The organism is Prolixibacter sp. NT017 (assembly GCF_009617875.1).
GTDB lineage: Bacteria > Bacteroidota > Bacteroidia > Bacteroidales > Prolixibacteraceae > Prolixibacter.
In genome coordinates, this window is record NZ_BLAV01000001.1 from 3,443,489 (window position 1) to 3,460,318 (window position 16,830).

Consider the following 16,830-nt stretch of genomic DNA (forward strand, 5'->3'; position numbering starts at 1 on the left):
ACCACTAAAACCAAACGTCAAGTTAGAATTGGTAAGTAAATCCAATCGTGAAGAGTTCCTGGAACTGCCATTTAGCTTTCTTACCGATTTCGTTACCAGTAGCATCGTAAACCGGAAATTTGGTATCATCATCATAAATCAGGTGCGTCATGATTCGGGTGTTGATAGATTGAGTTACCTTCATGACCAGCGTTTGTTCCCAGTCGAAATCGAATTTGGTAAACGGATACCGGTAGTTGACAAACATCTGACCAGCTGTTTCGTAATGAATGTTTTCGACGATGTCCTTCTTGAAAGTTGTTTTTACAATGAAACCGGGTTCCCATAATTTCTTTTCTCCGGGTTTCAATCCATAGTTTGTTGGATCAATCTCCGTTGTATCACGAACATACGTGGTTTTGGAAGTAAGTGGAGAAATAAACAACGAGAAATCAGCGTTCGGCTTGTAATCCAAACCAATAGAAAAAGTCACATATCCCGGAGCCATAAATGCGGAAATAGGCTTTTGATGATCGGGATCGGAATACCCCTTGGTCATCTGGGTCTTAAAGTCAAAATCTGCCGAATAATACCACCGGTTAAAGGCAGAATATCCCAAACGGGATTGGTATTCGATTTTATCGTCGTTCTTCTGTAGTCCTTTGGTATCCGTCCGGTTCATCCCATAACGAAGCTCAAAGTTGTTCTCCCATTTCATTTTCTTCTTCGAATAATTGACATGGTATTTGGCCACAGCCAGGGCGGACAGTGAACTCTCGCCTCCCTTGGCCCAGTTTTTTAACGTTGTTTGTGTGAATCCCAGCGAACCGTCTCCCCCCATTTCCCAGGGTGATAATTTTGGAGTGATGGTAGGCATTGTCAACAAATTGTCATCGGGCTGTTCCCGCTTGATGGTTATTTCCCGACGGTCGGTGGTCGTAAAGCGCTGAATCTGGACTCCATCGTCAATAATGACGTCCACTTTCCCCTTCCCCCGGTTTTTCATGATAACGCCCAGTGAGTCGTTTTGAACATTTTTCAGGTAAAACCGAATGGGCGGCATCGGGTGGTTGGCGGTCCACATCGACTTTTGCTCTCCTGCCAGATTGGTAAAGCTCAATTTCACCGAATCGGCAGCGGCATACTGTGTTAGAAAACGCAATGCCATTCGAAGTGAATCATTCGTAGCAGCCACTGCTCCGTCATTGTAGTATGATAATTTATCGTAGTTGCTTTGCTCCACTTTCTTCCGGTAAGCCTGAGCTGCCGAATCGATAAACTGCTGTATATATTCTGAACGATACTTTGCAATCACCGAATCGCGGTAGCTGGTTAAAACCGAATCGTTGTAACGCAACCGGCACGATTCGACCACACTGCTCCGAATAGAATCGAAGGCCGCCGGCGAAATTGAATCGGTTACTCCGAGATTGGTAAAATGCCTGGTAAGACAGCGCCTAAAAGCTGCCGGCATTTGCTTCAGCGAGTCGCTCAGCAATCGTTGTGGATCCATCGCAGGAATGAGCCGTACCTCTTTCTCGACATTTTCCAGCAACGATTCCGGAACTTCAATCATGCTGCTCTCCAGACTATCGGCCCATTGCTTTTGCAACGATTTCATCTGCTCGTCCAGCTGAGCCGAAGTAACATACCCGGGCACTTTTCCCGGGTGAGGAATATCCTGAGGTCGCCGATCGTAAATGTACACCACACCGTAATCAGCCAGCAGCTTTTTCATCTCCACCACCGACGTATCGACGGACTGATTTTCGGCGTAGTTTAATACGCCTTTGATGGCTTTCTGGTATGTACGATCGGTTAGATACCACTCCCCTCCCGAGTACATGATCCGGTTCAAATAATTCACACTCCACTTTAACGTATCCATCGGATTTTCCGGCTGATCACGACGTTGATCCTTTTTCACAGAAGCAGAACCTTCTGTTTTGGCCCATACAGGACCGGCCAACATCGTAACGAATGCCAGCAATAAGACCGGAAATATTTTTGACATAATTACTTCCCCTGGTTTGGTTTGACACAAAAATAACGATTCAGGACAGATTTATAAAAAGATTTAAAATCATTCCTTCCAACTTTATGTATATCCATTTTCGTGCCATTTTATTCCGGAAACCAAAGAAAATATTCATCTCAATTATCATTTCGAAATATTATATATAAAAAACCTCCCGGGAATAAGCTATCGGAATGACAACTCATCCGCCGGAAGGCGTTCGAAACATATGAAGGTATTCTATTTTATGCCGTTTTCCGGTACCGCATCACGGCCAGCGAGAACATAACGACGCCATATCCCAGCATGGAAAAAAACTCGTACTTCAAGTCGAAAAATCCTGAGCCTTTCAGCACCACATTCCGAATCACTTTCATCATGTAATACAGCGGATTCAGATGGTCGAGCAACTGGGCCCACTTCGGCATACTTTCCACCGGAGTGAACAAGCCGCTCATCAGGATAAAAATCAGCAGGAAAAAATAACTCAGGAAGAAAACCTGCTGCTGCGTATCGGAAACAACCGAGATGAACAGCCCAAGCCCCATGGTACCCAGCAGGAAAACTGTTGTAAATCCGTATAATACCAGGATATTTCCATGAAAAGGCAGGTTAAATACCAGCTTGGCTATGAGCAGTCCAAATGACAACACTACCAGTGCAATCACCAGGAAAGGAATCATTTTGGCTGCAATAAACTGGTACTTTTTAATGGGAGTCACATTGAGCTGCTCCATAGTGCCAATCTCTTTTTCCCGAACCAGGTTAACCGCCGACAGAAACATCCCGATTAGCGTAACCAGAATCACTAATACCCCTGGCGCCATATAGAACGCATAAATAAGCGTCGGATTGTACCAGTACCGCGACGAGACATCGATTTTTTGCGGCGGATCGAATTTGGAAACTCCCATCCAGCTCGCCCGGAGATTGTTGTTGTAATCCCTTATTAATGAATTCATGTACGACCAGGTCAACTCGGCGGACATACTATTAATGGCATCGACGCGCAACTGCAGCGATACTTTGTTATCCCGTCTCAAGTCACGCTCAAAATGCTGGGGAATATCAAGCACAACATTAGCCTTGCCTTTTAATAATTGGTCATCTGCGTCGAAATCAGCATCGTTTACCCGGGTTACCTTGAAAAACGGATTTCCCTCAAGCTTATTCACCAGCTGCCGCGATGCGTCACTCATATCCTGATCGATCACCAAAACATCCGACTTTTTCAGTTCCAATGTGGCTGCATTCACCAGAATAAGCATCTGCACAATGGGCATCACAAAAATGACGGGCCACATCGATTTGTTCCGAATAATCTGGATGAATTCTTTTTGAAGAAGATATCGTAATATTTTCATTTCTCGTTCTGTTTAAATTCGTTCTTCTACTCCAAACGCAATTTGAACTTCTTCATACTGATGACCAGGAAAACAGTTGTCATTCCGGTCATTATCAGCAGTTGTTTCCAGATGTAACCGGCTCCAACTCCTTTCAGCATCACAGCCTTTACCGCTTCAATAAACCAACGGGCCGGCATAATATTCGACAACACCTGCAGCACCACGGGCATATTATCGATTGGGTAAATAAAACCCGACAGCAACATGGTGGGTAACATTAGTGCCATAATGGAAACGAACATGGCTGAAAACTGGCTGGCCGCAATGGTCGATATTAAAATTCCCAGTGAGAGTGCCAGCATGATATATAGGATAACCACAGACATTAACAATATCAGGCTGCCCCTGACGGGAACACCGAAGACCAGGTTTCCCAACACCACAATCGTTATAGCGTTAATGACTGAAAGAATCAGGTACGGCGTAACTTTTCCAATGATGATGTGATGTGATTTCAGCGGCGAGACCAATAATATCTCCATCGTTCCCATCTCCTTTTCCCGCACAATGGTAATCGACGTCATCATCGCAGAGATGATGATCAGAATCAATGCCATCGTTCCGGGAACGTACATAAATGCTCCTTTCAAACTTTCGTTGAAGAGCATCCGCACCTGAGGCTTTATCTCGTACGGAATATGGTAGTTGATAAATTTCTTCTGCAGGTAATCCTGGACAATGGCATTGGTATAATTCGAAAGTAATTGGGCGGTATTGGGGTCCGATGCATCGGCAATTACCTGCACATCGGCCTTTCCGTCTCTTTCCAGTTTTTTGCCGAAATCCTGTTGAAACACCACCACTTCTTTAATATTTCCCTTACGGAAAATATTATCAATCTGCCCGTCGTTGTCCAGCATGGCATCGAGTTTGAAGTATCCTGAAGACAGCAATTTATGCGTGATTTCCCGGGTCACTTCATCGTTCGATTTATCCAGAATGGCAATGTGTGCATCCTTGATTTCGGTGGTAATGACGTAACCAAATAACAGGAGCTGCACAATCGGGATACCGAACAGGATGATCATCGTTCGCGGATCACGAAAGATGTGGCGAAACTCTTTTCGTATAAAACCAAGTAATTGTTTCATCTCTTTTTCTATCTATCGAAATTCGTGAATGACCGACTACTCATTTGAGCGGGCCAGTTTCAGGAATACGCCGTCCATGCTGGTGGCATCCCATTCTTTTTTCAGTGCTTCCGGCGTATCGAGTGCGACAATTTTACCGGCCGACATAATAGCTACCCGGTCGCAATATTCTGCCTCGTCCATATAGTGGGTTGTTACGAATACGGTAATTCCCTCGTGGGCCGCTTCGTAAATCAAATCCCAAAAACGGCGGCGGGTTACCGGATCGACACCTCCCGACGGCTCGTCGAGAAAAACGATGGACGGGTCGTGAATAATAGCCAACGAAAAAGCCAGCTTCTGCTTCCATCCCAGCGGCAAATCGCGAACCAGCTTTTTTCGCGTCGAAGTAAGCTCCAGCTTTTCCAGCAGCTCTTCCGTTTTTTCTCTCCGGACACGGGTAGGAATGCCGTAAATGCCCGCAAACAACCGGATGTTTTCATGCACCGTTAAATCTTCGTACAGCGAAAACTTCTGCGACATGTAACCGATACGGCGTTTGATCGCCTCCCGCTGTTTAAATCCATCCAGGCCGGCAACCGTCAACTCTCCCGATGTAGGTTCCAGCAGTCCGCACAACATCCGGATGGCGGTGGTTTTTCCGGCTCCATTGGCTCCAAGAAAACCGAATATTTCGCCTTTGTAGACATCGAAACTTAAGTGATCGTCGGCCACAAACTGGCCAAATTTCTTGACCAAATCGCGTACCCGGATGACTGTATTTTCTTTTTCCATATCAGCTATCATGTTTTTGCATCAGGTCCATAAATACATCCTCGATGCCGGGTTCCGTTTCTTTCACTTCCACGTTGCTGTGCCCCAATCCGGCCAGATAATTCTTCATCTCCTCCGCCTTCATTTCCTGATTCTTCCAGGTAACGTGCAGGTATTCTCCAAATCCGAAAACGGATTCTGCTTCCGGATGCTCACGCAGATGACGGATGCACAGGTACATGTTATCGGAGCGAATGGCCCACAACTTGTGAGCAAAACTTTGTGTCACTTTCTCCGGTGTATCGATGGTCAGAATATTTCCGTCCTGAATCAGGGCAACCCGGTCACAAAGATTGGCTTCATCCATGTAAGGTGTCGAAACCAGAATGGTAATGCCCATTTTCTGCAACCGCTTCAGCATTTCCCAAAACTCCTTCCGGGAAACCGCATCCACTCCGGTGGTTGGCTCGTCGAGTATCAGCACTTTCGGGGCGTGAATCAATGCACAGGAAAGAGCCAGTTTTTGCTTCATTCCGCCTGACAATCTTCCGGCCAACCGTTCCTTGAAAGGTTCGATTTGTTGGTAGATGTCCTTCACCAAGTCATAATTCTCTTCGATGGTTGTCCCGAAAACCGTGGCAAAAAAGTTCATGTTTTCCTCAACGGACAGGTCGGGATAAAGCGAAAAACGTCCCGGCATATAACCAAGTTGCTTCCTCAGTTTCCTGAAATCGTCCACCACATCAAGTTGATTCACGGTTGCACTTCCGGCATCGGGCTTCAGCAAAGTAACCAGTATTCTTATCAGCGAAGTCTTTCCGGCACCGTCGGGACCGATCAGGCCAAACAGCTCTCCTTCCTTCACGTCAAGTGATACACCACGCAACGCCTTTACCTCACCGTAATTTTTTTCGATATTTTCGACTGATATCATCATCTCTTCAGTCATTTAAGATTCGTAACTTCCGGATATCTCCTCAGTAAATGTTGCCTTTACAGGGGGAAGTCGGATGTTTCCAACTTCCCCTCTTCATGGCTATTTTTGAGAATATAATAAAGACCCGCAGGCTCGTGGAGATTTCCGGTTTTACTCGTTAATTTCAGTTTTTATGATTGAAGCGAACTTCTCCCGGCATACCAATCTTCATACTGCCGTCGTTCGGAACTTTCACTTTCACGGCGTAAACCAACTTCACCCGTTCTTCTTTGGTCTGAATGATTTTCGGTGTAAACTCGGCCTGCGATGAAATCCAGGTAATGGTACCGGTCAATTTGGTATCGGTTGTCTTCGAGTTATCGATAAGTGCCGTCACCTTCTCACCCAGTTTTACGTGTGCCAACTGAGCGCCGCTGATATAAATCTTGAGATTCAGGTAGGACAAATCGGCAATTTTAAAGAGCGATTGCCCCGGCGTTACCAACTCTCCCATCTCTTTGTATTTCTCCAGTACAGTACCTGAAATGGGTGCGGTGATGTGGCATTTTCCCAACTGGTCTTCGATTTGTGCCACCTGTGCATTCACCACATCAATCTCTTTTTTTAGTGAAACTTCCTGAGTACGGATGTTGGCAATTTGCCTGTTAAATACATCAATCTGCCCCGTAATGTCATCCATCTGTTTTTGCGTCGCTGCACTATCGGCCAGCATTTTGGTGATACGGTGTTTGTCAACTTCAGCGTTTGCTTTCTGCTGCTTAACGACTGCAATTTGAGTTTGCACACTGGCCATTTTCGAACGGATGGATGCTTTTTGTGCTTCGAGTTGTTCCTTTTTTAGATAAAGTTGGGTAGTATCCACCAAACCAACTTGCTCTCCGGCTTTCAGCTGATCACCTTCGCTCAGATTGAACTGAAGCAAATTTCCAGTCACCTGGGATGAGACAATTACATCGTCGACTTCAAAGTTGCCATAAGCATCCGAGAGTTTATCGTTCCGGTTACAGCTCATCAGCAGAACGCCCGCTGCGAAGGCAAAAAGATATTTTAGTTTCGTTATGCGTTTCATGACGTTATCAGTTATTTGAGAGATTTCCTGTTAATGTATTGTAATTGGCAACTGCTTGTAAATATTGAACTTTCCTTGATTCTAAATTGATTCGCGCCTGGATTTCGGCATTCAAATCGGTCACGTAATCAGCTGAAGTTATCACTCCGTTTTCGAGCTGTGAAGCCGATTGCGCCGCTACCTTATCACGGATGCTGACCAATTTTTGGTCGGTATTGATAAGTGATTCCAGTTTCTGAATATTCTCAGAAGACTGAATCAACGCCATATTGACGTTTTGTTTGAAGGTTTCCCTGGAAGAGTTGACCATCTGTTTCTGAATATCCAGCACTTCGCGTTTCCGGCGACTTTGTTTCCAGTCGAAGATGTTCCATTTAACACCAACTCCAACCAGATAATAAGAACTAAACTCGGACTTCAGCATATTCAAACCAGGCTTTCCATAGCCAACCTGGCCAAATCCAAACACTTTCGGATTCCGTGTTCTGGAAATCAGTTCCGCACTTTTATCAATCGTATTCTCCATCCGGTTGTAGAGCTTCAGTTCCGGGCGTTGCCACTCTTCATTCTTCTGTGCAATTACCGGTGCCTGGAACTGTGTATTTCCATCAATCAATAGTCCGGTCAACACAGCCAACGATTTAACGGCAGCCATCCGTTTCGCATCCACTTCCTCGATTTGCTGGTCGGTGAGAATTTTCTCGGCACGCAGCGTTTCCACATTCCTGGCCTGAACCATCCCATTTTTCAGTCCCGACTCAAGCACCCGCAATCGCTCGGAGATGTTCTCCTTTTTCAGCTCCAAAACCTTGTGGCTTTTTTGCATCAGGATAATTCCGAAGTAAAGCTGATTTACCCGGTCGTTCAGCGAATACATCTCCACTTCCAACTTTTGCTGGTCGGCAGCTAAATTGGCTGCATCCACCTCTTTTTGCGCTTTCGTCAATCCTCCGTCATAAATATTCTGATGCAAATCGATATAAACCTTATACTGGTCCTTTGAAGGAGTCGGAATATTTATTCCCGGAAGGGATACCGGCACGCTGGTCACATCGCTTTGATAGGTAGCCTGACCATTCAAATTTACTGTCGGCAACCAGTTTGCATCCAGATTCTTTGTCTTCAGATCATTCATCTGCTGCTCCCGGTCCAGGTCACTCAACTTCGGATAATTCTCCTGGGCCTGCTTGTAACATTCCTCAAGAGTTACCTGCCCTGCCTGGCCAAACGCCATCTGAACCGGTAAAATGAGTAAGATTAATAATCGTTTCATGTGATAATCGTTTGTTCATTTTTGTCAATACTCACCTATTTCACCCCGAACTCTGCCGGGCTCTCATTCTGCACCCCATTCATGCGAACAGGATATGTTATGGTTACTGTGAATTGCCTGCTCATATATTGAAGGAAATGGCCGGTTTCCTTATTTCTACAGGCACATCAAAATGTATAATTGTCTCTTGTACCATTCAATTGCCAAATCCATCTTCTCAGTGGTAACAGCTTCCACTTCATCCACCATCGCCACTCGAACCAGCGGTCATGCTCATGGCATTTCTTTCCACACCGATGGCAATATTCATCTTCATTTGAACAAGCTCTGATGGGATCAAAATCGTGACCGAACAGCAGGCAAATCAAATGAGTTCTGCCTTTGTCTTTTGTGATTGAATTTCTGTTTTTCATGTGGCTCGTAATTTCTGTCTTTCTGCAGGGACGAACTATATTTCAGTTTGTGTAAAACAACGCTGCCATCGCTTGCCAGTCGTCTTATCTTTGGAAAACGGGACCTATCGACAACGGCCATCTCCGAAGCGGTTCCGCCAACCGTTCTACTTCTTCACCAATGCCTTTTTAATAAAAGCACTGATGGTCCTCCGCCTCTCATTCAGGTACACATCGTACTCCTCGTTATTTCCCTTGAAAAAAATCGTTTGGAACAATGGACGTACTGCAAAAGGAATGACAACCATTCCAATCATATTCGGTATCAAATCGGCCGCTCGAATCGGATTAATATTACCGGCTTCAACTTCTTCGTCAATTTTCCTCTGTAGGAATTCGGGATCAATTCCACTGGATTGAAGTATTTTGACAAATTTGTCCGGATCCCGATTGATTTCGCCAATTAAAAACTGGGGCAAAAAAGGGTTATCTCCAATAACGGTAATATAACGGTCGACAACGCGGTCGATCTTGTTCTGCAAAGGGCCCTCTTCCTTAAATATTTTCATTAACTCAGGAATTAACAGGCCAAATGCATCCTGAAAAATGGCTTCAAATAATTTTTGCTTCGAGCGAAAGTAGTAGTGAAGCAACGACTTATTAATTCCTGCTTCATCGGCTATTTCCTGCATTCTGGCACCGTCCATTCCCTTCCTGATAAAGACTTTACGGGCTGCATCTAATATTTTTTTCTCTGTTGTTTCACTCGTCATTTTGTTTTACTGTTTGGTTTAACCACATGGTCAAAAGTAGATCATTTCAATAACCTGCCAAACTTTTTGGCCAATAAATTTAACCACACGGTCAAACTATTTAGTCAATCATCGCGAAATCAAACTTTTATTGACTGATTTTTTTTTCGATTCAAATAATTGAGGAGGAAAAGAGAACTGCCGGTAATGATCATTCCGGTAATGGAAAGAACATCGGGATGCTCATCAGGCAGTAAAATCCAAGCGAAAATGGCTCCAAAAACCGGGATGATGAATTTCCACATGTTCAGGTCTGAAACTTTTACCCCCGGACGTTTTAAAAGCGTAAACCAGATGGAGAAAGCTGCAGCCGAAAGAAAACTGAGCCAGGCTAATGCCCCATAATATTCAAAAGGCTTAGCTGAAAAATGAAGCCCTTCAACCGGGATGGAAAACGAGAACAGCATCACACCGCCCATAATCATACTCGCCGAACTAAGAATCAGCGGCGGCACTTTGTCTTTATCTTTTGCTACAATAATATTGGTAAATCCGGAATTAATATTGGTCAGTATCAATAACGCAATGCCAACCAGTATCAGTTTTCCTTCTCCTGAAAGGCTACCCCGTTCAAGGCTAACTAAAACAACCCCAGCCAATCCCAGCAGAATGACACCCACTTTCTTCAAACTCATTTTGTCATCGGGCATACTAAAATGAGCCACAATAGCGACAAACACAGGTCCGGAACCAACCACAATAGCACCCAACGCTCCCGGGACCATTGATATTCCGGTATAAAAAAGTGAGTAATGTACAAACGTCTGCAGTAGTGTGATAACGAAAACCACTTTCCAGTTCTTCAGAATAATACGGAGATAATCCTTTCGTTGGGAGCAAAACGGCAGAATAATCAGGCCGGAGATGAAAAATCGGATTCCGGCAAACTGCAAAGGAGTTGTATATGGTAAGCCAATTTTAATTCCGACAAAAGCCGATGCCCATAACAGGCAAGCTAAAATGGCCAGGAAAATAGTGCTATTGAGCTTGGTGCGCATGAATCGGGTTTCTGTTATTTAGAGAGATGCAAAACTATGCCTTAAATTTATATCGGCAAAGAAACAACCATAACCATTGGAATACTTCACACAGTTTTCACATACAAGAAATCCGTTCCTTCTTTTCAGAATATTGAGTAAGCTAAAACTCAATCTGTCAGAAATAGCTGTACAACAAGCGAACGGCCTGTCCGTAGTAGCTGTTTCCAAATAGGTTAAGGTGATTTATCACGTGATAGAGCAGGTAAATATTTTCGCGGTATTCATAACCATCGGGCAACGGATTTTCTTCGCGGTAAGCCGAGTAAAACTCAGATGAAAACCCACCAAACAATTTGGTCATCGCCAAGTCGGCTTCGCGGTGACCGTAATACACCGCCGGATCGATGATAACCGGCTCACCGTTTTCATCGCTCATGTAGTTGCCGCTCCACAAATCGCCGTGCAATAGTGCCGGTGGTTCTTCACTTCCCGAAAGGATATCTTCTATTTTCTCTTCCAGCTTGCGGAAACCGGAACGAAGTTTTTCGTCGGCATATCCGTTACGCTCGGCCAGGCTGAGCTGAAAAAGTAAGCGCTTGTTCAGGTAAAAAGCGGTCCACTCATCAGCTTCTTCCCCTTTCGGGATATTCATCTGCGGGGTTGCCCCGATGTAATTGTCTTCATAAAAACCAAAGTGCTCAGCATGATAGCGGTGCATTTGTGCAAACTTCCGGCCGAAATCTTCAAAGAAATTTCTCTCTCTTCTGCCTTGCGGGATAAATTCCAGCAACAAAAAGTCATCGCCTTGCAACAACACTTCCGGCACACGAACAGATTCTGCCTTCGCCAACTCTTTCAGGCCGTTGGCCTCATTCCGGAACATGGAGTTATCAAATCCCGACTTTAGGAAAAACGAACGTCCCGATTCCGTTTTCACACGACGGGCATTGGCAATGCAACCACCACCGACGGATTCTGTTCCGGTGATTTTTTCTCCGGCCCAATCTTCAATTCTGGCAATTATTTCCGCTTCACTTCCCATTCTGAATATGCTTTAATAAACCATTACAGGCATCTTCAAGCAGATCCAAAACCAATTCAAAACCTTCTTCTCCGCCATAATACGGATCGGGAACCGATGTGTAGCCAAACTCCTCGAGGAAGTCAGTCATTTTGTATATTTTCTTCCTATCGGATTCATTCCGTGCCAGCGACTGTAAATCGCGAATATTCTGATCATCCATCCCAATCACCATATCAAAACGGTCGAAATCGACGTCTGGATTGACCGGGCGAGAAATACTGGTCAGGTTATATCCGCGCTTAATGGCATGCGATTGCATCCGCTGATCGGCCGGTTCGCCTTCGTGGTAACCAATAATGCCCGCCGAATCGCACTCAATCTCATTTTCCAGATTTTTTCTGTCAATGTATGCGTTCATCACTGCCTCAGCGCTGGGAGAACGGCAAATATTTCCCAAACAAACAAATAGGATCTGCTTCTTCATACGTGTTAAATTTCAAACCCGAATATCGCAAGTTTTTTCAGGCCTCGCAACCCAGATGAATTGTCTTCTCTGTTTCTTGTTTCCAAAAATGACTTAATTTTGACTCCGAAAAATTCATGACCATGAGAAAGATTTTCTTATCAATTTTGTTTATCGCCGGTACATTCGGCTTTGTCGATGCACAGATTAATCACCAACATGCATTGGGTTTACGACTGGGAGACAACGCCAACTTCGGAACAGAAATCAGTTACCAGTATACGCTTACTCCAATGACTCGCCTGGAAGCTGATTTGGGTGTTCGCTCTGGAAACAGCTGGAATAGCTGGGCCATTACCGGTGTTCACCAATGGGTCTGGCACATCGACGGAGGTTTCAATTGGTATGCCGGAGCAGGTGCCGGAATCGGTTCCTGGAGTTACCGGAATAATTATACCGACTACGGCGATAGCGGCCTTTTTCTGACCATAGCGGGAACAGCCGGAATTGAATACAATTTTGAGATTCCGCTACAGGTGGCCATCGACACCCGTCCGCAGATCGGATTCATCAATCCGCAGGCAGACAACCTCAACTTCGATCTGGCCCTTTCCGTTCGGTACTGTTTTTAATCCCATCTTTGATTTTAAAAAGATAAAACACCGATACAACAGATTTCCCTGGTTTATTGACAAATTGGGGAAATTGTTTTTTTTATGCCTCGATGAGAGATTTGACGACAGGAAATGAGACGAGATTAATCGTCAGGTTTGCCCTGCCCATGCTTGCCGGTAATGTTTTCCAGAATCTGTACAACATTATCGACAGCGTAATTGTAGGAAACTACCTGGGCAAGGAAGCCCTGGCTGCCGTTGGTGCGTCGTTTCCCGTCATTTTTACGCTCATTGCGCTGGTTATTGGTGTCGGTTCTGGCGCTTCTATTGTCATCTCCCAGTTTTTCGGGGCAAAAAAAACAGATGAGGTTCGACGCACCATCGACACCATTTTCATCTTTTTTATCGGTGCAGCGATTATTCTTGCCGCACTGGGCATCGTATTTTCTGAATCAATTTTCAGACTATTACAGTTACCCGAAGAAATTCTTCCACAAGCCCAAACGTATCTTCACACCTACTTAATCGGCCTGTTTGCTTTTTTTGGTTTCAATGGCATAGCATCCATTCTGCGTGGTTTAGGTGACTCGAAAACACCTTTATATTTCATGATCATCGCCACGCTGGCTAATATCGCGTTGGATTTGCTGTTTGTCGTGGTCTTTAAATTGGGAGTCGGTAGTGTTGCCCTGGCTACCGTTATTTCACAGGCCGGAGCATTTGTCACGGCAATTATCTATTTGAACCGGACACATGCCCTGGTCAAAATTACGCTGACACACCTTCAGTTCGACAGATCGATATTTAAGAGCTGTGTGAAGATTGGCTTGCCTACCGGATTTCAACAGTCGTTTGTAGCCGTTGGAGCCATGGCCATCATGGGAATTGTGAATGGATTTGGGACCAACGCCGTTGCTGCCTATACAGTTGCCCTGCGCATCGACTCGCTGGCCAAAATGCCGGCTATGAATTTTGCTTCGGCCCTCTCCTCTTTTGTCGGCCAAAACCTCGGAGCCAACAAAGAACAACGCGCCCGAAATGGTTTTCGCTCCACACTTGCCATTTCTGTAATTTACAGCATCATCATCTCCCTGTTAATTGTCTTCTTTGGAGAATTCCTGATGCGGATGTTTACCGATGATTCGGCTGTTATTCATATCGGCGAAAAATACCTGGTCATCGTCAGTTCATTTTATCTCGCTTTTGCTGCCATGTTCTCGGTGATTGGTATGCTACGCGGCGCCGGTGATACACTTATTCCCATGTACATCACCGTTGTCACATTATGGATTATCCGGCTTCCCCTTTCCTGGTTTCTTTCCCGGGGACCACTTGGTGTCAGTGGAATCTGGTGGGCGATTCCGATTGCCTGGGTTGTGGGAGCCATCGGATCTTATATCTATTACCTATCGGGAAGATGGCGCGGCAAAACCGTTTTTCATCACCAGAATTTTTCATCCGGGCAGCCGGTTCCCAAACCTGCTGTAAAACAGGAAAAAAGCTCCGTTACCGCAAACGGATAAAAAGAAGATGCTCTACAACATAATTATAAAACATCCTTATTCCTTTTAAATATCTATTTTCATTTCCGAAACTGGAAAGAATTTGTTGGCCTAACCTGCCATCTCGTTTCAAATAACCAAAAAATCAAAGCAGGGAAATTTTGCCCTGATCAAACCAATAATCACTAAAGCGTCTGTTATGATTCATTCCGTTTTCTGGCTGATTCCGGCCGCCTCACTATTTGCCCTTTTGTTTGCGTGGATATTCTTTAAGAATATGATGACCAATTCGGAAGGGACCCCGACAATGATAGAAATTGCCCAGCACGTACGCGAAGGCGCCCTGGCTTATCTCACCCGACAATACAAAGTGGTGGGACAGGTTTTCGTGGTACTCGTTATCCTGCTTGGTATACTTGCTTATCTGGGGGTTCAAAACCCGTTTGTTCCCGTGGCTTTCCTCACCGGAGGTTTTTTCTCCGGATTAGCAGGCTTCCTGGGCATGCGAACAGCAACCTATGCTTCTGCCCGTACGGCTCACGGAGCTTCTGCATCGTTGAATAAAGGCTTGAAGATTGCCTTCCGAAGTGGAGCCGTTATGGGACTTGTTGTCGTCGGATTCGGTTTGCTCGACATTTCCATCTGGTACATGATCCTGAACAAACTGGTGTATACCGCGACAAACATGCATGAAGGACTTTCATGGATTGGGCTCACTTTTGTTCATGCCGGAACTACAGAACATGAAAAATTAATCGAAATTACCGCTACCATGCTGACCTTCGGTATGGGAGCTTCTACACAGGCACTCTTTGCCCGTGTGGGAGGGGGTATTTATACAAAAGCTGCCGATGTAGGTGCCGACCTCGTAGGTAAAGTCGAAGCTGGTATTCCGGAAGATGATCCGAGAAATCCGGCCACTATTGCCGACAACGTAGGCGACAATGTAGGTGATGTAGCAGGTATGGGAGCCGACCTGTACGAATCGTATTGCGGCTCAATTCTGGCAACAGCTGCGCTTGGAGCCGCTCTTCCCGGTCTCACCGGAGAAGATCAGACCAAAGCAGTGATTGCACCAATGCTCGTTGCTGCTATCGGTATTCTACTTTCGGTCGCCGGTATTTTCCTGGTAAGAACCAAAGAATCAGCTACACAGAAAAACCTACTAAATGCCTTACTACTGGGAACTGGTGGAAGTTCGTTCTTCATACTGGTTGTTCTTGGATTTATGGTATACTTTGACTGGATTAGCTGGGGAATTTTCGGAGCAGTTGTTTCCGGACTTCTTGCCGGTGTTATCATCGGACAGGGAACTGAATACTTTACTTCCGATGAATATAAACCAACCAAAGGCATTGCCAAACAAGGGTTACAAGGGCCAGCCACCACCATCATCGAAGGAATGGCTGTAGGTATGTACTCAACCTGGATTCCGGTTATCACCATTGTTATTGGCATTATTGCAGCCTACGGATTCGGTGGAGGTTTCCACAGCTTTGCCGATGGTGTTTATGGTATCGGCTTTGCCGCTGTTGGTATGCTTTCCACATTGGGAATTACACTGGCAACCGACGCATTTGGGCCGATTGCCGATAATGCTGGAGGAAACGCTGAAATGGCAGAATTGCCGCCGGAAGTACGTCAACGCACCGACGCACTCGATATGTTGGGAAATACCACGGCTGCTACCGGAAAAGGTTTTGCGATTGGCTCTGCTGCACTTACTGCTATGGCACTGTTAGCTGCATATATGGAAGAAATTCGCTTATGGCTGGGAAAACTGGCAGGTGACGGCGTCAGAGAAGTTGGCAACGTGTTGTTCTATAATGATCATATGCCAATGGTAACAGCCGGACAAAGGGCTGTGGAAATTGCAACGGCCAATATTCAGGACTTTGCCGATGCTTACAATCTGACACTTTTCAACCCGCTTCTGCTGGGTGGTATTTTTATTGGTGCCATGATGGCCTTTGTTTTCAGCGCGATGACCATGAAAGCTGTCGGACGATCTGCCGGAGCCATGGTGGATGAAGTTCGCCGTCAGTTCCGCGAAATTCCCGGTATCATGGAAAGGAAACAGAAACCGGACTATGCCCGTTGTGTTGAGATTTCGACCAAGGGCGCACAACGCGAGATGATTCTTCCCTCATTACTGGCGATTATCGTCCCTGTTGCCGTAGGTATTCTTTTGGGTGTAGCAGGCGTTGTAGGACTATTAGTCGGCGGTCTGACCACTGGTTTCACTCTGGCAGTGATGCTCAATAATGCTGGTGGTGCCTGGGACAATGCCAAAAAATTCATCGAAAAAGGTGAATACGGCGGAAAAGGCAGTGAAGCTCATAAGGCTGGTGTTGTAGGCGATACGGTGGGTGATCCGTTTAAAGATACATCCGGCCCGTCATTAAATATCCTGATTAAGCTAATGACGATGGCCTCCATCGTTATGGCAGGTGTTACCGTGGCTTATCATATTTTGTAATCCAACTCACACTGAATATTTACAAGGAGGCGACCGAAT

14 protein-coding genes are annotated in these 16,830 nt (G+C 45.4%); 3 read left to right on the forward strand and 11 right to left on the reverse strand.

Features of this window, described 5'->3' with window-relative positions; all coding sequences use genetic code 11:
* Window positions 1–22: 22 nt before the first annotated feature.
* The 11 genes from GJU87_RS14285 to GJU87_RS14335 form a co-directional block, all read right to left on the reverse strand.
* Complete coding sequence (locus GJU87_RS14285) at window positions 23–1,993, reverse strand: DUF3078 domain-containing protein (protein ID WP_153640127.1); 1,971 nt, start codon at window positions 1,991–1,993, stop codon at window positions 23–25.
* Window positions 1,994–2,241: 248 nt separating this feature from the next.
* Window positions 2,242–3,360, reverse strand: a complete 1,119-nt coding sequence (locus tag GJU87_RS14290) for an ABC transporter permease (RefSeq protein WP_153640128.1) — start codon at window positions 3,358–3,360, stop codon at window positions 2,242–2,244.
* 26 nt (window positions 3,361–3,386) lie between these two features.
* The gene (locus GJU87_RS14295) at window positions 3,387–4,493 is read right to left on the reverse strand and encodes an ABC transporter permease (RefSeq protein WP_153640129.1); all 1,107 of its coding nucleotides are present in this window, start codon (window positions 4,491–4,493) and stop codon (window positions 3,387–3,389) included.
* A 36-nt stretch (window positions 4,494–4,529) separates the two neighbouring features.
* Entirely contained in the window at window positions 4,530–5,267 is a 738-nt protein-coding gene (locus GJU87_RS14300) for an ABC transporter ATP-binding protein (protein ID WP_153640130.1), read from the reverse strand.
* A 1-nt stretch (window position 5,268) separates the two neighbouring features.
* Window positions 5,269–6,183, reverse strand: coding sequence for an ABC transporter ATP-binding protein (locus GJU87_RS14305; protein ID WP_194831541.1), 915 nt, complete (start codon window positions 6,181–6,183; stop codon window positions 5,269–5,271).
* A gap of 163 nt (window positions 6,184–6,346) precedes the next feature.
* Window positions 6,347–7,252, reverse strand: a complete 906-nt coding sequence (locus GJU87_RS14310; protein WP_153640132.1) for an HlyD family secretion protein — start codon at window positions 7,250–7,252, stop codon at window positions 6,347–6,349.
* A gap of 7 nt (window positions 7,253–7,259) precedes the next feature.
* Complete coding sequence (locus GJU87_RS14315) at window positions 7,260–8,525, reverse strand: TolC family protein (protein ID WP_153640133.1); 1,266 nt, start codon at window positions 8,523–8,525, stop codon at window positions 7,260–7,262.
* A 559-nt stretch (window positions 8,526–9,084) separates the two neighbouring features.
* The gene (locus GJU87_RS14320; RefSeq protein WP_153640134.1) at window positions 9,085–9,690 is read right to left on the reverse strand and encodes a TetR/AcrR family transcriptional regulator; all 606 of its coding nucleotides are present in this window, start codon (window positions 9,688–9,690) and stop codon (window positions 9,085–9,087) included.
* A 119-nt stretch (window positions 9,691–9,809) separates the two neighbouring features.
* Window positions 9,810–10,727 (reverse strand): DMT family transporter, encoded by a 918-nt coding sequence (locus GJU87_RS14325; RefSeq protein ID WP_153640135.1) that lies wholly within the window; start codon window positions 10,725–10,727, stop codon window positions 9,810–9,812.
* Window positions 10,728–10,884: 157 nt separating this feature from the next.
* Window positions 10,885–11,751, reverse strand: a complete 867-nt coding sequence (locus GJU87_RS14330) for a fructosamine kinase family protein (protein ID WP_153640136.1) — start codon at window positions 11,749–11,751, stop codon at window positions 10,885–10,887.
* Entirely contained in the window at window positions 11,741–12,217 is a 477-nt protein-coding gene (locus GJU87_RS14335) for a low molecular weight protein-tyrosine-phosphatase (RefSeq protein WP_153640137.1), read from the reverse strand. Before GJU87_RS14335 ends, GJU87_RS14330 begins: the two co-directional genes overlap by 11 nt.
* A gap of 122 nt (window positions 12,218–12,339) precedes the next feature.
* Between GJU87_RS14335 and GJU87_RS14340 the strand changes: the two genes are divergently transcribed.
* The 3 genes from GJU87_RS14340 to GJU87_RS14350 all read left to right on the forward strand — a co-directional run bounded on the left by GJU87_RS14340 (window position 12,340) and on the right by GJU87_RS14350 (window position 16,791).
* On the forward strand, window positions 12,340–12,828 hold the full coding sequence (locus tag GJU87_RS14340) for an outer membrane protein (RefSeq protein WP_153640138.1): 489 nt from the start codon (window positions 12,340–12,342) through the stop codon (window positions 12,826–12,828).
* A gap of 92 nt (window positions 12,829–12,920) precedes the next feature.
* A complete protein-coding gene (locus tag GJU87_RS14345; protein ID WP_153640139.1) occupies window positions 12,921–14,333 on the forward strand; it encodes an MATE family efflux transporter in 1,413 nt (470 codons plus the stop codon).
* A 178-nt stretch (window positions 14,334–14,511) separates the two neighbouring features.
* A complete protein-coding gene (locus tag GJU87_RS14350) occupies window positions 14,512–16,791 on the forward strand; it encodes a sodium-translocating pyrophosphatase (protein ID WP_153640140.1) in 2,280 nt (759 codons plus the stop codon).
* Window positions 16,792–16,830: the final 39 nt, after the last annotated feature.